We start from the raw sequence: 26,849 nt of genomic DNA, 5'->3' as shown, positions 1-26,849 counted from the left end.
ACGGGACCACAAGACCAACGGTCACCGGCCGGCAGAGCCCGTCCCCCTCTTTTTTGGAGGTCTGCCCCGCCGGCGAGGCGTGCCCTTCAGCTCTTGACTTTCAACCTCCCCCTCTCCCCACACCTACCCCACCCCAGGTCCATCCACCTTCCCGCTCAACTCCTCCCCCTCCGTCAACCGCAAATCCCGATACCGCCGCAACGCCTCAGACCAGTGCGGAACCGCCTGCTCCGCCATCCCCAACCGCTCCAGCACATCCCCGATAGCCCGGTGGCACAACGCCTCCTGGTACCGATCCCCAATGGCCTCAGCCAGCGCCAACCCGGCCCGATAAGACTCCAACGCCTCCTCAGGCCGCCCCAACTCCTGCAACACCGCCCCCACCGTGTGCAACGTCGCCGTGTGCGCCTTGGTCGGCGAGTCCCCGCTGAACAACCCCAGCGCCTCCACCGCGTGCCCCAGCGCCAGTTCCGGCTCCCCCCGAGCCAGCAGCACGTTCGCCAGGTTGTTCAACCCGCTCGCCCGAGACCGCGCGTCCCCGACCTCCCGCGCGATCTCCACCGTCTCCCGGATCCGCTTCTCGGCCTCCGCCAACCGCCCCGCCGCCATCAGGCAGTACCCCAGGTTCGCCAGCGCCGCCAACTCCAAGTGCCGATCCCCGATCGCCAGCGCCGCCGACTCCCCGCACGCCGCCACCGCCTCCTCGATCCGCCCGAGATCGGCCAGCGTCGACCCCAGCCGCAGCAGGAACGTGGCCTCCGCGTGCTTGTCGCCCAGCGCCCGCGCCGCCGTCAGCCCGATCCCGCACAGCGCCAACCGGTCCAGCCGGTTCCCGCGCCGGAAGTGGAACGCGTCCAGGCACAGCGCCAGCTGCCACGTCCGCTCCCGCAGCCCCGAGCCGACCGCGATGTCCAGCGCCAGCCCGAGGTTCGCCTCCTCCAGCGTGAACCACCCCAGCGCCGCCTCGTGCGAGCGCAGCTCCGGCGCGCTCGCCGGCTGGTAGCTCAGCGGCTCGAACGGCTGCACGTGGTCCGACAGGTGCCCGCGCGCCAGGTCCGCCACGTGCAGGTAGTAGTCCAGCAGCCGGTGCGTGGCCTCGGTGTTGTCCTCCTCCGGCTCGGTCGCCGCCAGGTGGTGGGTGAACAGCCGCACCAGGTCGTGCCGCGAGTACCGGTCCGGCATGGACTCGTGCAGCAGGTTCGCGTACGCCAGCGTCCGCAGGTGGGTGCGCGCGCTGCCCACGCCGATGTCCATCAGCGCCGCCGCCGTGTAGCTGTCCAGGTCCGTGCCGGGGTGCAGCCCCAACCGCCGCAGCAGCCGCGCCGCCGCCTCCGGCAGCTCCCGGTAGCTCACCGCGAGCGCCGCGTGCACGCCCGTGCCCGCCTCCAGCGACAGCCCTGACAGCCGCCCCTGCTCGTCGCGCAGCTCGTCGACCAGCGACTGGATCGTCCACCTGGGCCGGGACGCCAGCCGCGCGCCCGCGATCCGCAGCGCCAGCGGCAGCCGGTCGCACAGCTCGACCAGCTCCGCCACCGCCTCCGGCTCCTGCTCGATCCGGTGCCTGCCCAGCGCCGCCGCCAGCAGGTCCTCCGCCGTGCCCTCCTCCAGCTGCGGCACCTGCAACGACGTCGCGCCCTCGGTCACCACCAGGTCGTCCAGCAGCAGCCTGCTGGTCACCAGCACCATGCACCGCGCCGACCCCGGCAGCAGCGGCCGGACCTGCTCCGCGGACCGGGCGTTGTCCAGCACCACCAGCACCCGCCTGCCCGCCACCAGCGACCGGAACTGGGCGGCCTGCTCCTCCAGGTCCACCGCGATCTGCGAGTCGTCCACGCCCAGCGCCCGCAGGAACCCCACCAGCGCGGTGCGCGGGTCCAGCGGCTCGGTCTCGTCGAAGCCGCGCAGGTTCACGAACAGCTGGCCGTCCGGGAAGTCCGCCGCCACCCGGTGCGCCCAGTGCAGCGCCAGCGCCGTCTTGCCCACCCCGGCCGGTCCGACCAGCAGCCCGATCGCCGAGTCCTGCCCGCCCAGGTCCGCCTCCAGCGCGGCCAGCTCGCAGGCCCGCCCGACGAACCCCCGGTGCTCCCTCGGCAGCTGCGCGGGCACGCTGACCTGCGGCGCGGACACCGGCCGGGTCGCGACGACCCCGCCGTCCAGCACCGCCTGGTACGCCTCGCGCAGCTCCGGCCCCGGATCGACGCCCAGCTCCTCGGCCAGCTGCTCGCGGGTGCGGTGGAACAGCTCCAGCGCCTCGGCCTGCCGCCCCGCGCCGTGCAGCGCCAGCACCAGCCTGGCCACCAGCGGCTCCCGCAGCGGGTGGTCGGCGACCGCGCCGGTCAGCGCCGCCACCGCCTCCTCGGCCCGGTCCAGCCGGAACAGCCGGGTCGCCAGCTCCTGCACGGCCACCGTGCGCAGCTCCTCCAGCCGCGCCGACACCGACTCCCGCAGCACCTCGCTCGCCACGTCCGCCAGCACCGGCCCGCGCCACAGCCGCAGCGCCCGCGCCAGCTCCTCGGCCGCCCGCTCGTCGTCCGCGTCCCGCGAACCGGCGACCAGGTCCTCGAACCGGAACACGTCCACGGCGGACCGCTCGGCGGTCAGCAGGTACCCCGGCGAGCGGGTGACCAGCGCCACACCGCCGCCCAGCACCTTCCGGAGTTGGGCGATATGTCCCTGAAGGGCCGCTTTGGCCTGCGGGGGCGGTGAGCCGTCCCACACCAGCGACAGCAGGCGGTCCCCGGACACCACCCGGTTGAGCTCCAGCGCCAGCGCCGCGAGCACCGTCCTGCGCTTGGCCGCGCCGAGGTGGACCGCGTCCCCACCTGCGGAGACGAGTTCAACCGGGCCGAGCAGGTTCACCCGCATCTGCAGACCTTTCGGCTTCGTCACGGTGCGGCGAAAAGTTTCCCACACGAGCATCCGCCGCCGATCCACTCGCATTGGTGGCGCGTTGGGTTTGCGTTGGCGACGCCTGGCAGCTTGGGTTCCGTCCTGCAGACTGCCTTCGCGAGGGAAACGATGTACATCGACGAAGCGGGAACCGACAACCAGGCCCAGCAGCCGGTTGCGCCGAAGAAGCGCGTCCCCCTGGGCGAAGAGGTCGTGGCGCTCAACGAGACCGTGAACTCCGGCAAGGTCTCGCTCGACCCCGTCGTGGGCGAGGAGCTGCGCAAGATGCTCCTGGAGCAGATCGACCAGGTCGACTCCTGGCTGGAGCGCGCGGGCAGGCTCGCCCGCCCCGCGCCGCTGGGCACCAACCCGGTCAGCGAGCGGATGAAGTCGAAGTTCGAGGAGCGCGCCGAGGGCGACCCCTACTCCTTCGCCTCCGTCATGACCTCCTACCGCGAGGTGCTGCAGCAGACGCACGACTCCGTGCAGAGCGCCATCCGCAACTTCCAGGCCATCGACGAGGAGCACCGCGACGAGCTGCGGCGGCTCAGCGGCGCGGCCAACCTGAACAGCAACTGAGAGGACGGGGCTCGTGGAGCAGGAAGCGGCGGACCTGGTTCTGACCGACACCCAGAACTGGGCGTCCAGGTCGCACCGGGAGCTTTACGACTCGGTCCACACGAACAACGACCCCGGTCAGACCGGTGAGATCGGTTCGGAGTGGGGCCACTTCGGCACCGAGCTGACCGAGGCCGCCCGCGTGATCAACGAGCGGGTCTCGGCCAGCGAGAGCGGCTGGACCGGCGACTCGGCCGACGGCGCGCGCGCCGCGATCCGGCTGTTGTCGGACTGGGTGACCGAGACCGCGGAGACCGCCGTCACGGTGGGCACCAGGGTCCAGGAGCAGGCCCAGATCATGCAGAACGCCCGGACGAACATCCCCGAGCCGGTGGAGTTCAACTGGGACCAGGCCACCAACACGCTCAGCTCGGGCGGCCTGACCTGGCTCGCCTCGTCCTCGGTGGACGTGCAGGCGGCCAACGAGCACGCGCGGCTCCAGCACGAGCACGCCGTGAACGTGATGACGTCGATGGAGAACGACTCCCGCAACGTCGACCAGAACACCCCCAAGTTCAGCCCGCCGTTCAACCCGACCACCGGCGCCTACGAGGAGCCCCAGGTCGCGACCATCCGCACGGTGGACGCGCCCGGCCTCGGCGACGCCTCGGGCGCGCTGACCGCCGCGGGCGTGACCAACGCGGGCGGCCAGGTCTCCGGCTACGGCGGCCCGGCTGGCGCGGGCGGCGCGGGCGGCGGGGCCCCGGTGTCCACCGAGGGCTACAAGCCGGTCGGCGGCGGCGGGTACGACAGCCCCGGCGGCGCGACCACCTCGGGCAGCAGCACCGGGTACGCGCCCGCCGCGGCGAGCTACAGCGGCCCGTCGGGCGGCGGCGGCACGACCAACCAGAGCTACGCGTCGCCGACCCCGGCCGCCGCGTCCGCTCCCGCGTACACGCCCCCGGCGAACTCGGGCTACACCCCGCCCGCGTCGTCCTCCCCGTCGCCCTCGTACGGCGGCTACACGCCGACCCCGCAGGGCGGCTACACCCCGCCGCAGTCGACGTACACGCCCCCGGCGACGACGAACACCTCGGGGACGACGTACTCGCCGCCGAAGACGACGAACCCCGGTTACACGAACCCGACGAACAACCCCGGCTACACGCCGCCGAACTACCAGACCGGCACCGGCGGCAACACCGGCGGGTACACCCCGACCAACCCCGGTTACACGAACCCGACCAACAACCCCGGCTACACGCCGCCGCGCCCCAACACGGGCGTCGGCACGGGTCCGGGGTACGTCCCGCCGGGCGGGGCCAACACCAACCCGCGCTACACGCCGAACTTCGGCGGCGCGGGCGGTGCGGGCGGCGCCGGTGGCGGCTTCGGCGGCGCCGGTGGCGCGGGCGGTGGCGCGGGCGGTGCGGCTGCCGGTCGCTTCGCCGGTGGCGCGGGCGGCTTCGGCGGCGCGGGCGGTGGCTTCGGCGGCGCCGGTGGCGCGGGCGGCGGCATGGGCGCGGCGGGCAGCCAGATGGGCGCGGGCGGCTCGTCGGCGGCCTTCGCGGGCGGTCGCGGCGGCGCTCCCGGCGTGGGCTTCGGCCCCGGCGCCGCTGGTGGCGCGGGCGGCTCGGGCACGCCGATGGGCGGCGCCCCGATGGGCGGCGCCGGCGCCGGTGGCCAGGGCGCGGAGGACAAGGAGCGCCGTTCCGCCGCGTACATCCGCGGCGAGGACATCTTCGAGGTGCCGGGTGAGAACCTGCCGCCGTCGGTGATCGGCGGGGTCAAGCCCAAGAAGGGCGGCCAGTCGTGATCGAGCCGGAGTACCTGCTCACGCCGCGTCAGCTCGACGTGCTGTGGCAGGACCTCGGGCTGGGCAGGCTGCCCTACCCGCTGGACGTGCCCAGCCTCGGCGCGACCGAGGCCGAGCGCGCCCGGCTGCGCGAGCAGGTGCTCGCCGAGCTGGGCGGCCAGCCCGACCACCGGCTGGTCTCGCTGCTGCGGCTGCTGGCCGACCACCGCGTGTCGGTGGACGCCATCGCGCACGTCGAGCGCCCGATCCGCGCCGTCGCCGTCTCGGACGGCGACCGCGCGGCCCTCGCGGTGATCGACAGCGGCAGCGTCGGCCTGCTGGAGATCCGGCCGACCTCGCTGGCCAGGTCCATCGTGGAGGTGCTGCCCGCCGGTGCGGCCGGTCCCGGCTCGTCGCTGTCGCTGCGGGTCGAGACCATGGACGCGGCCGTCGCGATGCAGGGCCAGTCCGACGGCGACGAGGACGACCCGTGGGGCGACTCCGAGGTCGACGAGCGCACCGCGCTCCAGCGCGCGGGCCTGTCCCGCGAGGACGCCACCGCGCTGAGCGAGCTGGCGGCCAACCGCAAGGCGGGCGGGCAGTTCGGGGTCTCGCACGGCGGTGGCGGCGGGTACCGGGCGCAGCGGGCCGGGGTGACCATCACCTGGTTCGACACGCACCAGGGCCGCTACCTGATGGTCCGGGAGAACGGGTGGCTGAGCCTGGCACCCACGGACAACGACCGGATCGCCAGCCGGATCGACTCGGTGCTGGCCGGGGTCGCCTGAGCGGCCCTCGCAGCCTGACCCGGAGGCCCCGTCGCGCACGTCGCGGCGGGGCCTCCGGGCTGTTCGGGGTCTTCCGCCCTGTCCGGGGCCTTTTCCAGCTTGTCCGGACTCCTCCCTGCTTGTCCGGACTCCTCCCGACCTGTCCGGTCCCTCCCGGCTCGACCGCGCGTTCCCGTAGTGCCACGGGCGCGCGGCGCTTCCCGCCGGGTGGACGTCCTTGAAGCGCCGCCCGCCGGGTTGCATCCTCGGTGGCGGGGTCCGACGTGCCCCAGGAGAGGCGGGTGCCCGATGGTCGAGTCGTCGCTGGGTCTGCGCGGGGTGTTCCGCGACTTCCCGCAGGGCGTCGGCATCGTGACCGCGACCGGTGGCGACGGCCCGGTGGGCGTCACGGTCAGCTCGATCACCTCGGCCAGCCTCGACCCGCCGCTGGTGGTGGTGTGGATCGGCCAGGGCGCGTCCGCGTGGCCGGTGCTGCGCACCGCCCCGCTGTTCGCCCTGCACCTGCTGCACGCGGGCCAGACCGCCCTGTCCGACCTGTTCGCCCGCTCCGGGGCCGACCGCTTCGGCCAGGCCACCCGCTGGGAGCCGGACGGCGACGGCGTCCCCCACCTGCTCGACGCCCCGGCCCGCCTCAGGTGCCGCACGTCCCGCCGGATCGTGGTCGGCGACCACGTGGCCCTGGTGGGCGAGCCGCTGGCGATCGAGCACACGGCGGGCGCCTCGCCGCTGGTGCGGTTCCAGGGGCGGTACACGTCCGTGGCGTAGCGGCTGCGGTGGCGTGGCGGCTGCGGCGGCGTGGCGGCTACAGCTGGAACCCCGCACGCGGGCGCACCGCCGACGCGGCCAGCTCGCGCACCCGCGACGCGGGCAGCGGCACCCCGTCGGCGGCCTGGAACCAGGCCACCACCTCCGCGATCGGCAGCCCCTCGGGCGGCAGGCCGGTGTACGGCACGGCGTACAGCGGGGTGTTCGGCTCGCTGCGCCAGCTCTCGGCCAGCGGCCCCAGGTCGACCGCGTCGAACCCCAGCGCGGCCAGCAGCGCGGCGACCTCGGCCTTGGCCGCCGGGTCGTCGCCGGAGACCGGCAGGGCGGTGCGGTCGGGGGCGCCGTCCGGCCGGTGCAGCTGCAGGAGCTGCCCGGGGCCGATGTTGTGCAGCGCCTTCACCACGCGGGCGCCGACCAGCGCCCGCTGCACCAGCTCGCTGGAGGTCAGCTCGTCCCGGTCCAGCTCGGGGTTCTCCCAGCCGGGCTTGCGGGCGTAGTTCATCGGGTCGACCACGACCTTGCCCGCCAGCTCCGCCACCGGCAGCCGGTGCAGCGCGGTCAGCGGCACGGCCGCCACGACCACCTCGCCCGCCAGGGCCGCCTCCGCCGGGGTCGCCGCGCGGGCCCGCTCGCCCAGCTCGGCCACCAGCGCGGCCAGGGACTCCGGGCCCCGCGAGTTGGCCAGCACGACGCGCAGCCCCGCGTCGACCGCGCGCCGCGCCACACCCGCCCCGACCATGCCGGAACCGATGACGCCCAGGGTGGTTGTGCTCACTGCCCGCTCCTCGCCTGCGCCCCGACCGCCGGGGCGCACCACCATCAGACCCGCCGCGAACCGGGCGGACAACGAGCGGACCCGCCCCGCAGCGATCACGTCCCGTGATAGATCAGAGGGGTGGAACTGCGCGCGCTGCACTACTTCGTGACCGTCGCCGAGGAGCTGCACTTCGGCCGGGCCGCCGAGCGGCTGCGGATCGTGCAGCCCGCCGTGAGCCAGCAGGTCGCCCGCCTGGAGCGGGAGCTGGGCGCCCGGCTGCTCGACCGGACCTCCCGGCGGGTGCGGCTGACCCCGGCGGGCGAGCGCGTCCTCGTCGCCGCCCGCGAGGCCCTGGCCGCCGCCGCGCGGGTGCGGGTGGTGGCGGGGGAGCGCGGGGCGGTGGTGCGGATCGGGCTGGCGTCCTGCGTGGACGCGCGGGTCGACCGGGCCCTCGGACGGCTCGGCGACGTGGAGCCGGAACTGGTGGACCTGCCGGTGTCCGCGCGCCTGGCGGCCGTGCGGGCGGGCGAGCTGGACGTGGCCCTGGTGCGCGGCGCCGTGCCGTCCGGGGGCGAGGTGCGGGTGGCGCGCGCGTGGACCGAGCGGCTGCACGCCGTGGTGTCCCACGAGCACCCGGCGGCGGGGGCGTCGTCGGTGCGCCTGGCGGACCTGTCCCCGGAGGGCCTGCGCCTGCCCGCCCGCGAGGTGGACCCGCCGCTGCACGACGCGATCCTGGCCGCCCTGCCGACCGCGCCCCGGCGACCGCCGTCGGGGGACCTGATGAACGCCCTGTACGAGGTCGCCCGCGACCCGGCGGGGTGGGCGCTGCTGCCGGAGGGCCAGGTGGCGAACGTCCGACCGGGCCGCGTGGTCCCGGTGCCCCTCGACCCGCCGCTGGAGGTGGACGGGCACGTGGTGGCCTCGGCGGTGACGCCCGCGTCCTGCCTGGCGTCGTACGCGGCGGCGTTCGGGGACTGAGCGGGGCGCGCCCACCGGGACGCGCCCCGGACCGCTACCCCAGCGCCCTCGCCGCCGCCCGCCCGGCGGTCCGCCCGGAGAACAGGCACCCGCCCAGGAACGTCCCCTCCAGCGCCCGGTACCCGTGCACCCCGCCGCCGCCGAACCCGGCCGCCTCACCGGCCGCGTACACCCCCTCCAGCACCGACCCGTCCCCGGTCAGCACCCGCCCCGACAGGTCCGTGTGCAGCCCGCCCAGGGTCTTGCGGGTCAGCACCGACAGCCGCACCGCGATCAGCGGCCCCGCCTTCGGGTCCAGCAGGGCGTGCGGTTCGACCACGCGCATCACCTTGTCGGTCAGGAACTTCCGCGCCTCGCGCATCGCGTTCACCTGCATGTCCTTGCCCAGCCCGGACAGCACCTGCCGGTCCCGCTCCACCACCACGCGCTGCAGCTCGGCCGCGTCCACCAGGTCCTCGCCGACCAGCGCGTTCATCCCCGCCACGACCTCGGCGACGGTCCGCCCGGTGATGAACTCCGGCGACCGCTTCGCGAACACCTCCACCGGCGTCACCGCGCCCGGCAGCACGCGCTTGAGGAGCATCTTCACGTCGCGCCCCGTCAGGTCCGGGTTCTGCTCGGACCCCGACAGCGCGAACTCCTTGCCGATGATCCGCTGGTTCAGCAGGAACCACGAGTGCCCGTGCCCGGTCTTGACGATGTGCTCCAGCGCCCCGAGCGCGTCGAAGCCGGGGAACAGCGGGATCGGCAGCCGCTTGCCCGTGGCGTCCAGCCACAGCGGCGACGGGCCGGGCAGGATGCGGATGCCGTGCCTGCCCCACACCGGGCTGTGGTTGTCGATGCCCTCCGGGTAGTGCCACATGCGGTCCTCGTTGATGATCCGCCCGCCCGCGTCGTTCACCACCTGGAGCATCAGGCCGTCCACGTGGTCCGGCACGCCCGACAGCATGTGCTCCGGCGGCGTGCCCATCCGCGCGGGCCAGTTGCGGCGCACCAGCTCGTGGTTGCCGCCGATCCCGCCCGACGTCACCACCACGGCCTGCGCGCGCAGCTCGAACGACCCGGCCACCTCCCGCGAGGACGGCTCCGCCCGGCCCACCGCGGACGGCACGAGCACCTCGCCGCTCACCCCGTCGACCACGCCGCCGGTGGTGGTCAGCCCGGTCACCCGGTGCCGGAAGCGGAACTCCAGCAGGCCCTGCGCCACGGCCTCGCGCACCCGCTTCTCGAACGGCTCCACGATGCCCGGCCCGGTGCCCCAGGTGACGTGGAAGCGCGGCACCGAGTTGCCGTGCCCGCCCGCCAGGTACCCGCCGCGCTCGGCCCACTGCACCAGCGGGAAGAACCGCACCCCCAGCCCGTGCAGCCAGGCCCGCTTCTCGCCGGAGGCGAAGTCCACGTACGCCTCGGCCCACCGCTTCGGCCACTCGTCCTCGGGGCGGTCGAACGCCGCCGAGCCCAGCCAGTCCTGGAGCGCCAGCGCCGACGAGTCGCGCACCCGCAGCCTGCGCTGCTCGGGGGTGTCCACCATGAACAGCCCGCCGAACGACCACCAGGCCTGCCCGCCGAGCGAGGCCTCGGGCTCCTGGTCGAGCAGCAGGACCTTGCGCCCGGCGTCGACGAGCTCCGAGGCCGCGACGAGCCCGGCCAGTCCCGCGCCGACGACGATGACATCCGCGTCATGTGCCATCGGGCGAGTCTAGAGGCGTCCGACAGCGCAGCACGAGACCTGAATATTTTTCAGAACACCGCCGTTCGAGCACGTCCGCGCCCCGCGATCCCGGAAGCGGCCCCGGAGAAGAGCGGGAGCCCGCCCCCGCCGAAGCGGGGACGGGCTCCACCGAGCGGGGAAGCGGTCAGGCCACGTTCCGCACGACCACCACGCCGCTGCCCACGGGCACGCCGTCGGAGGTCCGAACGCCCAGCTCGCCGCGCAGCTCGCGCCCGTCACCGGGCTTCGCGCTCGCGGTCACCGTGCCGGTCGCCGTCCACGTCGCGCCCGCGGTGCGCTGCGCGTCCGCGTCCGCCACGGTCACCGAGCCCAGGCTCGGCGCGGTGAACACGTCCAGGTAGTCGTACTCGGTGGTGCCTGCGGGCACCGCGTACCCGTCGACGACCACCCGCCACGCGCCCGGCGCCGGGTTGGCCACCGACACGGCCTCCTCCGAGTCCGCGTCGGCCGACTGCACGTACAGCACGCACGACCCGGAGGTGCAGTTGTACAGCAGCAGGTCCAGGTCGGCGGTCACGTCGCTGGTCTTCCCGATCGACGCCCGCAGCTGCGTGGCGCCCGCGGGCACGACCAGGTCGTACTGCGCGGTCGTGCCGTCGGCGATGCTCGGCCGCGCCACCTTCGCGCTGCCCAGCGGCCCGCCGACCAGCTTGCCGGTGAACGTCGCCAGCGAGTTGGTCACCTGGTACTGGCGCTCCACCGGGGTCCCGGCCACGACCGACTCGATCACGTCCGGGTTCGGGGTGATCGCGGTGCCCAGCACGGAGGCGGTCACCGAGTACTTGGCCACGTCGGCGTCCGAGGTGCGCCGCGCCTCGACCACGATCTCCCACACGCCCGGCGTCGGGTTCGCGACGGTGCGGCTGGTGGGCGTGCCACCGGAGCAGCCCGCGCCCGCGTCGGGGTTGTAGCAGTTGGTCGACGAGGTGGTGTCGAACGGGACGCCGTACGGGTCGAAGCGCAGGAACCGCACCTGGCCCTTGCCGGGGTCGCCGCCCGCGGCCATGTCGACCTTCAGCGCGCTGGTGCCCTCGGGCACCTTCACGAAGAAGCTCTGCGACTGGTTGCGCGGCAGGTCACCGGTCCTGGTCACCTGGTAGGAGCCCTTGGCGGTGAACTCCTCGGCGGCGAAGACCGTGTTCAGGGTCATCGCGTCGACACCGGCCGTGGACGAGTTGTCGATCTCCAGCACGGCCGAGTGCACGCCTGCCGACTTCGGCTTGACCTTCACGGCCAGCTGCACCGGCTTGTTCAGCGGCAGGGTGACCCTGGTGCCCGAGGAGAACGTGCCGTCGTTGCCCTTCCACGACAGGCCGAACTGCTGGTTCTTGTCCGGGCCGGTGGTGCGGGTCAGCGTGTAGGTGCGGGTGTACTCCTTGCCCACGACGACGCCCTCGCGGTCGTGGATGCCCACGCCCACGCCCGGCGTGGCCAGCAGGTCGTCCAGCGCCGTGCTGACCTCGACCGAGGTGGTGACGTTCTGGGTGTTGACGCCCCGGTTCAGCTCCGCCCAGGCGCGCTTGACGTCGAACAGGCCCGCGCCCTGCTCGTAGGCCTGGAGCGAGGAGACCCACTTGGCGCCGGTCTTGATCGCGGTGCGCAGCTGCGCGGCGTTCGGGCGCTGCCCGTTGTGCGTGGCCTTGTACGCGCTCACCAGCAGCGCGGCGGCGCCGGTCGCCTGCGGGGCGGCCATCGAGGTGCCGTTCAGCATGGCGTAGCCGGCGGGCAGCTCGTAGGTGCCCGCGACGGGGCCGGAGGGCAGCCACTGCGGGATCGTCGCGATGGCCGAGCCGGGCGCGACGATGTCCGGCTTGAAGCCGCCGTCCTCGCGCGGGCCGCGCGAGGAGAAGCCGTGCAGGCCCTCGGCCTGCTTGGTCACCGAGCCGTAGTTCGACAGCCACGTCTGCTTGGTGATGTACGAGCCGACGCTGATCGAGTCGGAGGCCACCGACGGGTCGCCCACGGTGTTGGCGCCCGCGCCGCTGTTGCCCGCGGAGATGAACAGCTGCACGTTGTACTCGGCGATCGTGCGGTTGTAGAGCTCCGCGCGCGCGTTGTTGCCGTCGTTGAGCGGCGGCAGGCCGCCGATGGAGATGTTGACGACGTCGGCGCCGTTGCGCGCCGCGTACAGCACGCCGTCGATCAGGCCGCTGCTGGTGCAGGACGGGGTCGACAGGCAGACCTTGACCGCCATCAGCTTCGCGCCGGGCGCCGCGCCGACCATCTTGCCGCCGAACAGGTTGTTGGCGGAGGTGATGCCCGCGACGTGCGTGCCGTGCTGGGCGGCGGAGATGCCGATGTTCACGTACGGGGTGCCGCCGTTGTCGTACACCGACTTGTCGGTCTGCACGACGAACGCGACCTGCTCGACGGTGCCCGTCGCCGGGTTGTCGACGCCGAAGTGGCCGACGTCCTTCTTGTGCTTGTAGTCGATCATCGGCTTGTCGTCGGTGAAGTCGCCGTCACCCTTGACGTCGACCCGCACCTCGCGCGTCGAGACGTCCTGCAGCACGCCGAAGGCGTCGTTGCGGTCGCCGTCGCGGTTCAGGTCGCCGCCGGTCTCGCTGTTGCTCAGGCCGAGGTCGCCCGAGGTCTCGCGGAACAGGCCGAAGCTGTACGTCGAGCCCCTCGGCACCTTGTAGGTGACGCCGCCGACGGTGAAGTCGGCCGTGTACCGGCCGGACATGCCGATCCACGTGCCGTCGCCGGAGTTGGTGGCGTTGGCGTTGTACCAGTCGACGACCTTGGTCTCGCCGGTCGTGGTGGTCTTGAGCGCCGGGTGGTCCAGGTCGACGCCGGTGTCCAGCACGGCGATCGTGGTCCCGCGACCGTCCCACTTGGAGTGCGCGTCCGTGAACTGCGCGGCCTGGGTGTCCTGGATCGGCAGGTACGGGTTCTTCTTGGGCGTCTTCGCGTCCGGGGCCTTCTGCGGCAGCGGCGCGGCGGAGCCCTCGGGGCGCGGGTCGTCCAGCGCGACCAGGCCGTCGACGTCCACGGCGCGGACGGCGTCCAGCTTCGCGGCCTTCTCCGCCTTGTCGCGCGGCAGCGACACCTTGGCGTAGTCGATGTCGCGCTCGGTGGACTGCACGGTGCCGCCGAGCGCCTTCAGCTCGTTGACGGCGGAGTCGAGCTCGCCCTCCTCGGCGGCGACCAGCAGGGTCACCTCGGCCTGGCCCGCGCGCTCGGCGTCGGCGATGCGCTCGCGGTCGACCGAGTCGAGCTGCTTGGACGCCTCGGGGGCGCCCTGGGGTGCTTCCTGCGCGAGCGCGGGAGTGGCGGCGAAGCCGATCCCAGAGGTGCCGAGCACGGCCGCGAGCAGAGCCGCCCCCGTGCGGTGCCGCCACCGTCTGCCTGAGTTGTTCACGGCGCAAACCCTTCGTGGGGAAAGATTGGCGCAAGCACATCGCTGGACGGGTGCCGAAACAATCAGACGAACGGCTCAAGCGCGGATTCCACATTGGACCAGCAGGCCTCTTGCGCGAGCGCGCCGGAAGTGCCGCAGAACCCCGAGACGGGTGCGACGCCTTCAGTCAAGAGCCGACCGGCGGGAATGTCAACCGGTGTCAAAGGTGAAATCGGGAAATCGGTGCGGGGGCGCTAACGAAAGCCCTCGGGCGCCGATGCGGGCCGTCACCGGGCGATCACGGGCGGTCCGGATCGGGGGCGGTGCGGTGAAGCCCGCCACAAACGGGCATCGTCCGGCGTCCCGGTTCGTTGGGTCTACTGGTCGGCGTGGTGGACGTTGCGCCGCGCACCCCCGTTCCGCAGGGCACTCCCCCTGGCCCGCGGATCCGCTTGGGGGTGGCGCGCGCTCCCGCCGTCGTCGACCGCCGTCGGCCGGACGGCGTCCCCCCACCGCTCGGCCGACGGCCCGGACAATGCCGGGCCCGGTGGGTCGGACCCGACCCGCCGGACATTCGCGCGTGGTGCCGGATTGCGCTCGGGCCGCGCATTGGCGGGGTGATCCACGACGCATTCATGACGCCGCCGGGTCGCCCGCGCAACCCGCGCATTTCCGCCACCGGCCATTTCCCGGCATTCGGACGCCGCCCCGCTCGGCGTTCCGGGGCATCACGGTTCCGGCAGGCGGTGCTCCACCGGCTGGTCCACGTCGACCCGCTGGACGCCCGCCAGCGCGGCGAACGCCTCGGCCCGCTCGACCGGGACGGCCAGCCGGGCGTACCCGACCGCCGCGTCCTCGGCCAGCACCCGAGCGCCCGCCTCCCGCGCCGCCGCGACCACCTCGGCCTCGTGGCCCCGCTCGGCCACCACCAGCAGCTCGACCTCGCCCGCGCCCGCGCGCCGCGCCTCGCGCAGCGCCGCCCTGCCCTGCTCGGTCAGCTTCGACGTCTCTCCAGGCACCGGCGCCTCCGCGCTCGTCGTCCCGGCCGCCGGGACGGTCGACCGCTGCGGGGACAACGTCCCGGACGTGCTGACCGTGCCCCGCTCCGACGGCGGGGAGGGCGGCGCGCTCGCGGCGCCACCGCCCGAGCAGCCGACGACCGCCGCCGCCACCGCGCCCAGCACCAGCGCCACCAGCCCGGCCCCGCCGAACCCCGAGCCGCCGAACCCCGTCCCGCCGAATCGCCGCACCCCGCACCACCGCATCCCGCGCTCCCGCGCTCCAGGCCCCGGACCACCGGTCGTCACGGCGAGGACGGAACCCCGACCCGCACCGGTTGCATCTCCTGCGTGCTCGTCGGCCCGCTGAACGCCTGCACCCGCTCCTCGCCGTCCGCGCTCTCGCCGAACACCCGGTTGTCCCCGTGCGGCTCCGCCACCTCAGGCCGCCGGGGCGCGGTCTTCGGCACGTCCCGCACCCGCACCTGCGGCAGCGCGCCGGGGTGGTTCGCCCGCAGCCACGTCACCAGGTGCTCGCGCACCACGCACCGCAGGTCCCACAGGCTCGGTGCGTCCCGCGCGGACACCAGCGCCCGCAGCTTCACGAACGAGCGCACCGCGTCCGTCACCTGGAGCACCGACACCCGCCCGTCCCACAGGTCGGTGTTCTCCAGCGCGTGCCGCAGCTCCTGCCGCATCTCCTCCACCGGCACCGTCCAGTCGACCTCCAGCTCGACCGTGCCGAGCAGCGCCGACTGGGTGCGCGTCCAGTTCTCGAACGGGGTCTTCAGGAAGTGCGAGGTCGGCAGGATCAGCCGCCGGTCGTCCCACAGGTGCACCACCACGTAGGTCAGGGTGATCTCCTCGACCCGGCCCCACTGCTCCTCGACGATCAGCACGTCGTCCAGCCGCAGCGCGTCGCTGAACGCGATCTGCATCCCGGCGAACACGTTCCCCAGCAGCGACTGCGCGGCCAGCGCCGCGATCGCGCCGATCACACCGGCCGACGCCAGCAGCGACGCGCCCGCCGCCCGCGCGCCGGGGAAGGTCATCAGCACCGCCGCGACGGCCACCACCGACACCACGCCGACCGTGACCCGGCGCATCAGCCGGACCTGGGTGTGCACCCGGCGGGCGTGCCGGTTGTCGTCCACGTCGATGCGGACGCGCGAGAGGGTCGCGTTCTCCAGCACCACCAGCAGCGCCGCCAGCAGCCACGCGCCGCTCAGGATCAGCGCGATCCCGACCGCGTGCAGCGCCGTCGGCCGCCACTCGCCGCTGGCCGTGACGCCGAGGGAGAGCTGCAGGGCCACCAGGGCGGCGACCACCTGGGCGGGCCGGTGCAGGTGGCGGGCCAGGTTGGCGAACAGCTCCGACTTGCGGCCGATCCTGGCGACCGTCCGGTGGACCAGCGCCACGGCGACCAGTGCGACCAGCACCGATCCGGCGAACGTGACGATCGTGACGACGGGGGCGGGCACGCGTGGCACCTCCTCTTCGCGGGTACGTTCCCGTGTGGGCGTACCCGCGAGCCCGCCGGTCAAGACCCGAGTGCGGCGTTCGCCACTTCCGCTTGCCCTCAACCGCCCACAGGTGACAATCCGCCCACCCGCCACCGGCAGGGCTCACCACCGGCAGCGGGCGGCGCCCCACGGCTCGTCGTCCCACCGGGCCCACGCCAGGTTCCACGCGGTCCAGCGCCGGCTCCGGCTCGACCAGTGGCAGACCCGCAGCTCCTCGGGCAGCCGAGCCAGCGCCGGGGCGGCGTCCGCGGACAGCGTCGACAGGTAGGTCCGGTCGATCCGCCCGGTGGCCTCGTAGCGCGCCACGTTGGCCTCCGCGACGAGCAGGTCCGGGTTGGCGGCGGCCAGCGCCAGCACCGCGCCCGCCGCCGTCGCCACCACCGCCCTCGGCAGCCAGGCCGCCGACAGCCGCACCCCGGCGGCCAGCACCACCAGGCACACCAGCCCCAGCCACAGCTCGGCGGCCAGCGCCAGGACGCGCTGCTCGGTGAACCCGTAGGCCCGCTGGTAGAGCCACATGCGGTGCACGGCCGAGGCGACGATGACCAGGGTGAGCGCGCACAGCGCCCCCGGCAGGGCGCGCAGCCACAGCCGGTCCCGCGCGGTGGCGCGCGAGGCGAACCGGGACACCGCGCCCAGCACGCCCAGCGTCAGCAGGGTGACCACCACCAGCTGCCCGAAGCCGCCGCGCGCGTAGTCGGCGTACGTCAGGTCGGCGGTCACCTGCACGTGCCGGTCGCCGCCGAACAGGGTGCGCAGCTGCACGGCCACGAACGCGGTGAACAGCGCCACCAGCGCCCCCACCGGCAGCGCCCAGTCCCGGCGCGCCACGGCGGGCGCCTGCGCGAGGGGCGCGTCGACGGTGTTCGGGACCGCGCGCAACCGGTGCGCGGCCAGCACGCCCGCGCCCGCCGCCGCGCCGAGGACCGCGGTGACCCCGATCGGGGTGTCGGATCGGAGCACCGCGCCCAGCACCAGGTCGGCGAACGCCTCGTCCGCGCTCACCAGCAGCGGCAGGAACACCAGCAGCGCCGCGCAGGTCAGCGCCACCGGCCGCAGCCAGCCGCCCGTCGCGCGCGCCGAGACGCTGCGCGCGCCCCAGGGCAGCGCGCGCGCCGCGGTGGCGGGCACCGCGACGCAGGCCCACAGCAACCCCCTGGCCGTGCGACCGCCGGTGACCGCGATCGAGGCGGTGGCCAGGCCGGTGACCAGGCACAGGGCGAACAGCCAGCCGGACGCGCGGAACGCGGCCACCGACGCGAGCAGCACCGACAGCGCCGCCCAACCGGGGCGGACCCGGCCGACCAGGGCGAGCACGGCGACGGCGGCGATCGGCCAGCCGACGCCGTGGCTCTCGTACGGGACCACGGCCGCCACGACCACGCCCGCGACCAGCGCGGCGAGGACGGCCCGGCTCCGGCGGGACTCGTCCTGCGGGGTGAGCGGCGGGGTGGCGGGGGAGCGGGGCGCGGGGGCGGTGGCGGCGCGACCGGGTGCCGTCACCTGAGCGGGGGCCTCGGGTGAGCCGCCGCCCGCAGGCTCGTTCCCGCTCTCCGGCTCAGCTTCCACCTCGTTCTCCGGCTCAGCTTCCTCGTTCTCCGGCTCGGCTTCGCCCTCGGGCGCAGGTTCCTCCCCGCGCTCGGGCTCAGGCCTCCCCCCGGTGGTCGGCTCAGGTCCGCTGACCGCCCCCGGCCCGGTCCCGCCGCCGTTCTCCGTTTTGTCCTCGGGTTTTTTGGGCATGGTCGAGTCCCCCTCCGTGCACAGGTGCTGCTTGGTGTGGGTGTTCGGTGATCCGGTCAGCCGGTCAGCCGGTCGGTGGTCGCCCGCTCCGGGGAAGGGTCACCTCGATGCGGCAGCCGGGGGCGTCGACCACCCGGATCGCGCCGCCGTGCAGGTCGACCACCCACCGCGCGATGTCGAGCCCCAGCCCGGTGCCGCCGCCGCTGGCCCGCTCGCCCCTGGTGAACCGCTCGAACACCCGCTCCCGGTCCGCCTCGGCGATGCCGGGCCCGTCGTCCTCGACGGCGAGCGCGAACAGGTCGCCGTCCGCGCGGGCGGTGATCCGCACCTCGCCGTCGGGCGGGGCGTGCCGGGTGGCGTTGTCCAGCAGGTTCTGCACGACCTGGTGCAGCCGGGCGCGGTCGGCGGTGACCACTGTTCCCGGCGGCGCGTCGACGGCGAACCGGGTCGACGGCGCCGCCACCGCGGCCTCGGCGACGGCGGAGCCGAGCAGTGCGGGGACGTCCACCTCGGACAGGTCGAGCCGGTGCGCGCCCGCGTCGATGCGGGACAGGTCCAGCAGCTCCGCGACCAGCCGCCCGAGCCGCTCGGTCTGGGCGAGCGCGGTGCGCATCGTGGTGGCGTCGGCCCGCTCGACCCCGTCCACCACGTTCTCCAGCACGGCCTGGAGCGCGGTGATGGGGGTGCGCAGCTCGTGGGAGACGTTCGCGATCAGCTCGCGGCGGCGCTGCTCGGCGTCCGCGATGTCCGCGGCCATCTCGTTGAACGCGACCGCGAGCTGTCCCACCTCGTCCCGCCCGGTCGCCCGCACGCGGCGGCTGTAGTCGCCGCGCCGCATCGCGCCGACGGCCCAGGTCATCTCGCGCAGCGGGCGGGTCATGCCGTGGCCGACGACCTGCGAGATGACCAGCGCGATGCCGAGCGCGCCGAACACCGTGGTCGGCGCGAGCCAGCCGATGCGGATGCGGAAGAACGTGAACGCGGCGGCCCAGGACACCAGCACCACGGCGGCGATCTTCAACTTGATCGACCGCATCGGGTCGAGCGGGCGCGGCACCCGGTCCAGCAGCGCCCGAGCCCGCTCCCGCCGGGTCACCGGGGCACCTCCAGCGCGTAGCCGACGCTGTGCACGGTCCGGATGAGGTCGCCGCCGAGCTTGCGGCGCAACGCCTTGACGTGGCTGTCGACGGTCCGCGTGCCGGTCCCGTCCGGCCAGTCCCACACCTCGCTCAGCAGCCGCTCCCGCGACTGCACCGCGCGGGGCCGCTCGGCGAGGTGCACGAGCAGCTGGAACTCGGTGGGCGTCAGGTGCACCTCGCGGCCACCCCTGAGCACCCGCCGCTCCCCGAGGTCCACCTCGACGTCCCCGAGCACGATCCGCTCGCTCAGCGCCGCCCGCTCCCGGTCGACGCGCCGGAGCAGGGCGTGCACGCGGGCGGCGAGCTCGCGCAGCGAGAAGGGCTTGGTGAGGTAGTCGTCGGCCCCGACGGCGAGCCCGACGAGCAGGTCCGTCTCCTCACCGCGAGCCGTCAGCATGAGCACCGGCACCGCCCGCCGCGCCTGAACCCGACGGCACACCTCCAGCCCGTCGAAGCCGGGGAGCATGACGTCGAGCACGACGAGATCGACCCCCTCGCCCAGCGCCCGCTCCACCCCGGAGGGCCCGTCGTGCGCGACGAGAACCTCGAACCCCTCGGCCCGCAGGCGAGCGGCGACCGAGTCGGCGATGGTCGGGTCGTCCTCGACGACCAGCACCCTGCGCGTCATGGGGGCGACTCTAGGGGCGGGGTGTGGAGGGGGGTGGGGGGAGTTGTGAAGGTTCTGTGGAGGGGGTTAGGCCTGCCGGGCGGTGCGGAACACGGTTCAGCGCTCATCTCGAACTGCCGTCGCCCGCCTTCCGCCCGCTGAGCGGTAATCGCTCACTGCCTCCCGTGCCGGCGCGCACGCGGACACCCAGGCCGAAGCGACCGGCAGATCACGGACAGCACCGGCGGTGAAACCGCGATCCACGGCCGTGACGGCCAGATCCGGGACGAGGGCACCTCCCGCATGGGGAACGATCCCAACCCGCCCCGCGACAAGCGGTGAGAATCAACGGCGGGGAAATCCTGCGGGAGCCGCCTGCCGTTCTTCGCCGACGCTCGAAATCGACGTCCGCGCTTCACGCGGCGCGCCCGGCGACCGCCGCCGCGCCGCGAGGGCGCCGATCCGGTGAGAAGGGCAGGCGGCCCGCGTCGCCAACCCCCACCCCACCCGCCCCCGACCGGGCTACGCTGCTCCCGTGGCCGAGGGTGCTGTGCTGGAAGCCGTGCTCGAGCGGATCACCTTCGCGAACGAGGAGACCGGGTACACCGTCGCCCGCGTGGACGCCGGGCGTGGCGCCGACCTGATCACCGTCGTCGGGGCCCTCCTCGGCGCGCAGCCCGGTGAGTCCATCCGGATGCGCGGGCGCTGGGGTTCGCACCCGCAGTACGGCAAGCAGTTCCACGTCGACGACTACACCACCGTCCTCCCCGCCACCATCCAGGGAATCCGCCGCTACCTCGGCTCCGGCCTGATCAAGGGCATCGGCCCCGTGCTCGCCGACCGGATCGTCACGCACTTCGGGGTGGACGCGCTCGACGTCATCGAGCAGCACCCCGAGCGCCTCATCGAGGTGCCCAAGCTCGGGCCCAAGCGGACGAGGATGATCGCCGCCGCGTGGGAGGAGCAGAAGGCCATCAAGGAGGTCATGGTCTTCCTCCAGGGTGTCGGGGTCTCGACCTCCCTCGCGGTGCGCGTCTACAAGCAGTACGCCGACCGCTCGATCGACGTCGTCCGCGAGGAGCCCTACCGGCTCGCCACCGACGTGTGGGGCATCGGGTTCCGCACCGCCGACGTCATCGCCAAGGCCGTCGGCATCCCGCACGACAGCCCCCAGCGCATCAAGGCGGGCCTCCAGTTCACGCTCTCCGAGGCCACCGGCAGCGGCAACTGCTTCCTGCCCGAGAACGAGCTCATCGGCGACGCCATCCGCATCCTCCAGGTCGACGCGGGCCTGGTCATCGACTGCCTCGCCGAGCTCGTCGACGAGGAGGGGGTGGTGCGGGAGGTCCAGCCGGACGGCGAGGCCGCCGTCTACCTGATCCCCTTCCACCGCGCCGAGATCTCACTCGCCACCCAGCTTCGCCGACTGCTCGCCGCCGACGGCGACCGCCTCCCCGCGTTCGCCTCCGTGGACTGGACCAAGGCCTTCCGCTGGCTCGGAGCCGAGCTGGAGGGCAAGCAGGAAGCCGCCGTGCGCCTCGCGCTCACCAACAAGGTCGCCGTGCTCACCGGCGGACCCGGCTGCGGCAAGAGCTTCACCGTGCGCTCGATCGTCCGGCTCGCCCTGGCCAAGGGCGCGAAGGTCGTGCTCGCCGCCCCCACGGGGCGCGCCGCGAAGCGGCTGGCCGAGCTGACCGGCCACGGGGCGTCCACCGTGCACCGCCTGCTGGAGCTCAAGCCCGGCGGTGACGCCGCCTACGACCGCGACCGGCCGCTCGACGCGGACCTGGTCGTCGTGGACGAGGCGTCCATGCTGGACCTGCTGCTCGCCAACAAGCTCGTCAAGGCCGTCCCTCCCGGCGCGCACCTGCTGCTGGTCGGCGACGTCGACCAGCTGCCCTCGGTGGGCGCGGGCGAGGTGCTGCGGGACGTGCTGGCCACCGGCAGCCCGGTGCCGAACGTGCGCCTCACGCACGTGTTCCGCCAGGCCCAGCAGTCCGGCGTGGTCACCAACGCGCACCGCATCAACGCGGGCGAACCCCCGGTGGTGCGGGGGATGGCGGACTTCTTCCTGTTCCCGGTCGAGGACGCCGAGGAGGCGGCCGAGCTGACCGTGGACGTGGTCGCGCGCCGCATCCCGCGCAAGTTCGGCCTGGACCCGCGCAAGGACGTGCAGGTCCTCGCCCCCATGCACCGGGGCGCGGCGGGCGCGGGCGGGCTCAACGCCGTGCTGCAGGAGGCGCTGACCCCCGCGCGCGATGGCCTGCCGGAGCGCAGGTTCGGCGGGCGGGTGTTCCGGGTCGGGGACAAGGTCACCCAGATCCGCAACAACTACGACAAGGGCGCGAACGGGGTCTTCAACGGCACGCTCGGGGTGGTCACCGGGATCGACCCGGTGGAGCAGAGGGTGACGGTCCGGACCGATGAGGACGAGGACGTGGATTATGAGTTCGGCGAGCTGGACGAGTTGACCCACGCCTACGCCATGACGATTCACCGTTCACAGGGCAGTGAGTACCCGTGCGTGGTCATCCCAATCACGACCAGCGCCTGGATGATGCTCCAGCGGAACCTGCTGTACACGGCGGTGACCCGCGCGAAGAAGCTCGTGGTGCTGGTCGGCTCGCGCAAGGCGATCGGGCAGGCGGTGCGCACGGTGGGCGCGGGGCGCCGCCACACCGCGCTCGACCACCGGCTCACCGGCGCGCTCTGATCACGCACCGCGACCGCCGGAGCCAGGCCACCGGAGCCGCGCCACCGGAGCCGCGCCACCGGAACCGCGACCGCCACAACCCCGAGCCCCGCAACGCGGAGCGGCCCCCACCGGCACGGGAGTCCGGTGGGGGCCGCTCGGTCACGCGGTCGCGACTACTTCAGGCCGTTGCTGATCGCGGTGATCAGCTCGCCGTTGGCGGTGTCGCCGTCCAGCGCCCAGAAGAACGCGCCGCCCAGGCCTTGGCCCTTGGCGTAGCTCATCTTCCCGCCGATGGTGGCCGGGGTGTCGTAGCTCCACCACTGGTTGCCGCAGTACGCGTAGGCGGTGCCGCCCACGGTCCCGGTGGCCGGGCACCTGGTCTTCAGGACCTTGTAGTCCTCGATGCCCTGCTCGTAGGTGCCGGGGGCCGGGCCGGTCGCGCTGCCGCCGGGGGCGGCCTGCGTGACGCCCGCCCAGCCGCGGCCGTAGAACCCGATGCCCAGCAGCAGCTTCGACGACGGGACGCCCTTCGCCTTCAGCTTCTTGATCGCGGCGTCCGAGTGGAAGTCCGCGGTCGGGATGCCCGCGTAGCCGGTGAGCGGCGAGTGCGGGGCCGTCGGGCCCGTCGGGGCGAACGCGCCGAAGTAGTCGTAGGTCATGACGTTGTACCAGTCGAGGTACTGCGCCGCGCCCGCGTAGTCCGCCGCGTCGATCTTGCCGCCGCTGGTGCCGTCCGCCGTGATCGCGGCCGTCACCAGGTTGTTCGGGCCGAACTTGGCGCGCAGCGCCTGGGACAGGTTCTTGAACGCGGCGAAACCGCTGCTGTCGCAGGACAGGCCGCAGGCGTTCGGGTACTCCCAGTCGATGTCGATGCCGTCGAAGACGTCGGCCCACTTGGAGTTCTCGACCAGGTTGTAGCAGGACTCGGCGAACGCGGCCGGGTTCTGCGCGGCCTGGCCGAAGCCGCCGGACCAGGTCCAGCCGCCGAACGACCACAGCACCTTGATGTGCGGGTAGGCCTTCTTCAGCTTGCGCAGCTGGTTGAAGTTGCCGCGCAGCGAGCCGTCCCAGGTGTCGGCCACGCCGTCGACGCTCTCCGCCGCGGTGAAGGCCTTCTCGGTGGCGGCGTCGCCGTCGCCCATGACGCACTGGCCGTTGGTCACGTTGCCGAACGCGTAGTTGATGTGCGTCAGCTTCGCGGCCGAGCCGCTGGTCACGATGTTCTTCACGTAGTACTTGCGGGCGTAGATGCCCCAGTCCGTGAAGTAGCCCAGGTTCTTGGCGCCGCCGGGCTGGGGCGGGTTCGACGTGGTCGTCGTCGGACCGGTGGTGGTGGTCGTCGTCGACGTGGTCGTCGTGGTGGTCGGGTTGGTCCCGCCCGCGTCGCAGGACGCGCCGTTCAGCTTGCAGTTCGTGGGACCGGTGTAGGCGCCGGTGTACGAGACGTTGAAGCCGAAGCTGGCCGTGCCGCCCGCCGGGAGCGCCCCGTTCCAGGTGCCCTTGACGGTGGTGCGCTGACCGCTGGTGGTGTGGCTGCCGTCCCACAGCGAGGTGACGCGGTGGTTGGCGGGCAGGTCGAACTCGACCGTCCAGGAGGAGAGCGCGCTCGTGCTGCCGTTCTTGATCGTGTACTTGCCCTCGTAGCCGGTGCCCCAGTCGCTGCCCTTGGTGAAGGTGGCGGAGACGCCGCCCGCACCACTGGCCGAGGGGACGACCAGGAGGCCGACACCCAGGGCGGCGACGGCCGTGAACAAGGCCGTGAGATGCCATCTGGTCTTCGACATGTGTTCCTCGCAGGGAAACTCGTTGCAGGGTGAGGCAAACATGTGGTTCAGACCACTTACCGGTCAAGGTCTAGACCACTTCATCACTCCAAAGGACTAGTGGTACTCCGGGAGGGCGGGCCGTGGGAACCCCTGACAACACCTCGGGGTCGGCTCAGACCCAGGGGGGAGGGCGAGGTCATCCCGCGGGGAGACGACGCGGGGCGGTCCCCACCAGCAGGATCGGCGGCAGTTCCGTGGTGACGGCACGGACCCGACGAACCGGAGGACGCGTTGAGGCTCACGAGGGGGACCGCGCTCGTCGCGGCGGCTTCGCTGGCACTGGTGGGGGTCGCGGGGACGGCGACGGCCGCGCCGTCCGCGGTCGAGGGCGCGGCGGGGGAGCGCATCGACCGGGCCGCGGTGCAGAAGGCGCTGGACGAGGTGGTCGCGCTGGGCGCGCAGGGCGTCCAGGTGCGGCTGACCGACGGGCGGCAGCAGCTCACCGCGCGGGCGGGCGCCGCCGAGCGCGGCTCGTCCCGGCCCGTCCCGCTGAACGGGCGGTACCGGATCGGGAGCATCACCAAGACGTTCGTCTCGGTCGTGGTGCTCCAGCTGGTCGGCGAGGGCAAGGCCGAGCTCGACCAGCCGATCTCCCGCCACCTGCCCGGACTGCTGCCCGACGGCGACCGGATCACCGTCCGGATGCTGCTCCAGCACACCAGCGGGCTCCACGACTACACCGCCGACCTGTTCGCGGACCTCACCGACTTCGAGACGCTGCGCTGGCGCACCTGGCAGCCGTCGGAGCTGATCGCGCTCTCCACCGCCGAGCCGCTCGACTTCGAGCCCGGCAGCCGGTGGAGCTACTCCAACACCAACTACGTCGTCCTCGGCGAGCTGATCGCGAAGCTCACCGGCAGGCCGTACGGCGACGCCGTGGAGCGCCGCGTCCTCAAGCCGCTGGGGCTGCGCGACACCAGCGTGCCCGGCACGCGGGTGGACGTCCCCGGCCCGCACGCCCATGGGTACCTGCGGTACGCGCCTGGGAAGTTCACCGACGCCACCAGGCTCAACCCGTCCATGGCCCACGCGGCGGGCGAGATGATCTCCACGACGGCGGACACCGACCGGTTCGTCGAGGCGCTGCTGGGCGGGGAGCTGCTCAAGCCCGCGCTGCTGGCCGAGATGCTCAGGACCAGCGAGCTGAGCCCGGACTACGGCCTGGGCGTCGAGCGGGTGGACGTGCCCTGCGGGAAGGTCGCCCACGGCCACAGCGGCGGCATCCCCGGCTACAGCTCGCTGGTGATCAGCACCGACGACACCCGCCGTCGGCTGGAGCTGTCCGTCACCACCGGCCCGGACCTGCGGGAGCAGCCGAGCGAGGCGCTGCACGCGCTGCTCACCGAGGTGTTCTGCTGATCCCCTGATCCCGCCGAGCCCTCTCGCGCCACCGGGGCGACCGCCGTCCAGCCCGGCGGCGCGAGGGGCGTCGACCGGGCGGTGGTCCACGCGGACCGCCGCCCGGTCCGGCGTCTGGTCCGGCGTCCGCCCGGCATCCACCCAGCGGCGTCCGGCGCGGCTCTCGGGCGGCTGCCGTGCGGGATGCCGAATCCCCGTCCGGAGCAATCCCTCAACCCTAAAACAACACCATGGCGTAACTACCGAGCGTGCCAGAATGACCACGTGCCGAACTTGCGCTTCCTGCGCGGCTACAACGACGCGGTCGTGCTGGGACTGGCCAGGTCCGGCGCGGTGACCAGGGTCGAGCTGGCCGAGCGCAGCGGGCTCACCCCGCAGGCCGTCTCCAAGATCGTCAACCGGCTCATCGACGACGGCCTCCTGCTGGAGTCCGGCACCCGCAACGTCGGCGTCGGCAAGCCCCGCACCCTCCTCAAGCTCGCCGCCGACCGCAGGCTCGCCCTCGGCGCCCAGGTCGAGCGGGACGAGCTGCGGGTCGTGCTCGCCGACCTCGCGGGCGACGTGGTCGGCCGCGCCGTCGCCCCGCTGCCGCCCGAGTTCGGGCCCGACGCGTTCGTCGCCGAGCTGGCCGCGCTCGCCGACCGGCTGCGCACCCCCGACGTGGAGGAGCGCCTGCTGGGCCTGGGGATCGGGTTCGTCGGGCCGCTCGACCACCGCACCGGCACCGTGCTCGACCCGAACGGGCTGGCCGGGTGGACCGAGGTGCCGCTGCGCGACCTGGCCGAGAAGCGCCTCGGGCTGCCGGTGGTGGTGGACAAGGACACCAACGCGGCGATCGTGGCCGAGTCCTGGCGGCGCGGCGAGGAGCTGCGCGACGCGGTGCTGGTGTGGGTCGGCACCGGGCTCGGCGCGGGGCTGCTGCTCGACGGGCGGGTGCACCGGGGCGCGCGGACCAACGCGGGCGAGTTCGGGCACACCTCGATCCAGCTGGACGGGCCGCCGTGCGTGTGCGGGCGGGCCGGGTGCGCCGAGGCGGTGCACAACGCGGCGGCCACGCGCGGTGACCTCGGGGCGGCCACCACGGCGGTCGGGGTGGCGGTCGCCGGGCTCGTGCAGGTGCTCGACGTGGAGCGCGTGGTGCTCGCCGGGCGCGCCGTCCTCGCCCAGCCCGAAGCGTATGCGGAGGGTGTTCGTTACCACCTGCCGAGACACGATTGGCTGGTCGTCGATGTCGAAGTGACCCCGTTGGGTGACGACTTGGTTGCTGCGGGTGCCGCGATGCTGGTTCTGAGCGAGTTCTACGGACGTCCGCGCTGACTCGCCGCACGTCCGCGCGGCGGCGGGTGATTCACTGTGC

The 26,849-nt window shown here is 73.7% G+C and carries 18 protein-coding genes; 8 read left to right on the top strand and 10 right to left on the bottom strand.

Going from position 1 to position 26,849, the window contains the following annotated elements:
* Window positions 1-123: 123 nt before the first annotated feature.
* Window positions 124-2,865, bottom strand: a complete 2,742-nt coding sequence (locus tag CNX65_RS38075) for an AfsR/SARP family transcriptional regulator (RefSeq protein WP_256373642.1) — start codon at window positions 2,863-2,865, stop codon at window positions 124-126.
* Between the two features lie 153 nt (window positions 2,866-3,018).
* Between CNX65_RS38075 and CNX65_RS30620 the strand changes: the two genes are divergently transcribed.
* The 4 genes from CNX65_RS30620 (at window position 3,019) to CNX65_RS30605 (ending at window position 6,795) form a co-directional block, all read left to right on the top strand.
* Window positions 3,019-3,468: a hypothetical protein gene (locus tag CNX65_RS30620; protein WP_015804909.1), complete on the top strand. Its 450-nt coding sequence runs from the start codon at window positions 3,019-3,021 to the stop codon at window positions 3,466-3,468.
* A 13-nt stretch (window positions 3,469-3,481) separates the two neighbouring features.
* Window positions 3,482-5,263 (top strand): PPE domain-containing protein, encoded by a 1,782-nt coding sequence (locus CNX65_RS38070; protein ID WP_157767912.1) that lies wholly within the window; start codon window positions 3,482-3,484, stop codon window positions 5,261-5,263.
* Window positions 5,260-6,030, top strand: a complete 771-nt coding sequence (locus CNX65_RS30610; protein ID WP_096496840.1) for an ESX secretion-associated protein EspG — start codon at window positions 5,260-5,262, stop codon at window positions 6,028-6,030. The genes CNX65_RS38070 and CNX65_RS30610 overlap by 4 nt, the downstream gene beginning before the upstream one ends.
* A 288-nt stretch (window positions 6,031-6,318) precedes the next feature.
* Window positions 6,319-6,795, top strand: coding sequence for a flavin reductase family protein (locus tag CNX65_RS30605; RefSeq protein WP_096496839.1), 477 nt, complete (start codon window positions 6,319-6,321; stop codon window positions 6,793-6,795).
* 37 nt (window positions 6,796-6,832) lie between these two features.
* On the opposite strand, the gene CNX65_RS30600 is transcribed toward CNX65_RS30605, so the two are convergent.
* Complete coding sequence (locus CNX65_RS30600) at window positions 6,833-7,570, bottom strand: NADPH-dependent F420 reductase (protein ID WP_232520077.1); 738 nt, start codon at window positions 7,568-7,570, stop codon at window positions 6,833-6,835.
* A 120-nt stretch (window positions 7,571-7,690) separates the two neighbouring features.
* Between CNX65_RS30600 and CNX65_RS30595 the strand changes: the two genes are divergently transcribed.
* Window positions 7,691-8,530, top strand: a complete 840-nt coding sequence (locus tag CNX65_RS30595; protein WP_096496838.1) for a LysR family transcriptional regulator — start codon at window positions 7,691-7,693, stop codon at window positions 8,528-8,530.
* Between the two features lie 34 nt (window positions 8,531-8,564).
* Here CNX65_RS30595 and CNX65_RS30590 read toward each other — a convergent pair whose 3' ends face one another.
* From CNX65_RS30590 to CNX65_RS30560, 7 genes are all read right to left on the bottom strand, one after another.
* Complete coding sequence (locus CNX65_RS30590) at window positions 8,565-10,220, bottom strand: FAD-binding dehydrogenase (protein WP_096496837.1); 1,656 nt, start codon at window positions 10,218-10,220, stop codon at window positions 8,565-8,567.
* 166 nt (window positions 10,221-10,386) lie between these two features.
* On the bottom strand, window positions 10,387-13,626 hold the full coding sequence (locus CNX65_RS30585; RefSeq protein ID WP_096496836.1) for a S8 family serine peptidase: 3,240 nt from the start codon (window positions 13,624-13,626) through the stop codon (window positions 10,387-10,389).
* 707 nt (window positions 13,627-14,333) lie between these two features.
* A complete protein-coding gene (locus CNX65_RS30580) occupies window positions 14,334-14,855 on the bottom strand; it encodes a hypothetical protein (RefSeq protein ID WP_157767911.1) in 522 nt (173 codons plus the stop codon).
* A 53-nt stretch (window positions 14,856-14,908) separates the two neighbouring features.
* Window positions 14,909-16,084 (bottom strand): mechanosensitive ion channel family protein, encoded by a 1,176-nt coding sequence (locus tag CNX65_RS30575; RefSeq protein ID WP_096496834.1) that lies wholly within the window; start codon window positions 16,082-16,084, stop codon window positions 14,909-14,911.
* Between the two features lie 144 nt (window positions 16,085-16,228).
* On the bottom strand, window positions 16,229-17,695 hold the full coding sequence (locus CNX65_RS30570; RefSeq protein ID WP_157767910.1) for a DUF4153 domain-containing protein: 1,467 nt from the start codon (window positions 17,693-17,695) through the stop codon (window positions 16,229-16,231).
* Between the two features lie 235 nt (window positions 17,696-17,930).
* Window positions 17,931-18,962, bottom strand: a complete 1,032-nt coding sequence (locus CNX65_RS30565) for a HAMP domain-containing sensor histidine kinase (RefSeq protein WP_177154444.1) — start codon at window positions 18,960-18,962, stop codon at window positions 17,931-17,933.
* Window positions 18,959-19,633, bottom strand: coding sequence for a response regulator transcription factor (locus CNX65_RS30560; RefSeq protein ID WP_177154443.1), 675 nt, complete (start codon window positions 19,631-19,633; stop codon window positions 18,959-18,961). Before CNX65_RS30560 ends, CNX65_RS30565 begins: the two co-directional genes overlap by 4 nt.
* A 514-nt stretch (window positions 19,634-20,147) precedes the next feature.
* Between CNX65_RS30560 and recD2 the strand changes: the two genes are divergently transcribed.
* Window positions 20,148-22,325: an SF1B family DNA helicase RecD2 gene (recD2, locus tag CNX65_RS30555; protein WP_096496831.1), complete on the top strand. Its 2,178-nt coding sequence runs from the start codon at window positions 20,148-20,150 to the stop codon at window positions 22,323-22,325.
* Window positions 22,326-22,480: 155 nt separating this feature from the next.
* Here recD2 and CNX65_RS30550 read toward each other — a convergent pair whose 3' ends face one another.
* Window positions 22,481-24,091, bottom strand: coding sequence for a glycosyl hydrolase family 18 protein (locus tag CNX65_RS30550; RefSeq protein ID WP_096496830.1), 1,611 nt, complete (start codon window positions 24,089-24,091; stop codon window positions 22,481-22,483).
* Between the two features lie 273 nt (window positions 24,092-24,364).
* Here CNX65_RS30550 and CNX65_RS30545 point away from each other — a divergent pair, with 273 nt between their 5' ends.
* Entirely contained in the window at window positions 24,365-25,492 is a 1,128-nt protein-coding gene (locus CNX65_RS30545) for a serine hydrolase domain-containing protein (RefSeq protein WP_096496829.1), read from the top strand.
* A 264-nt stretch (window positions 25,493-25,756) separates the two neighbouring features.
* Window positions 25,757-26,809, top strand: a complete 1,053-nt coding sequence (locus CNX65_RS30540; RefSeq protein WP_096496828.1) for an ROK family transcriptional regulator — start codon at window positions 25,757-25,759, stop codon at window positions 26,807-26,809.
* The last annotated feature ends 40 nt before the right edge of the window (window positions 26,810-26,849 follow it).

Origin of the sequence: Actinosynnema pretiosum (assembly GCF_002354875.1) — a bacterium.
GTDB lineage: Bacteria > Actinomycetota > Actinomycetes > Mycobacteriales > Pseudonocardiaceae > Actinosynnema > Actinosynnema auranticum.
This window is presented reverse-complemented; position numbering and strand designations above follow the sequence as displayed.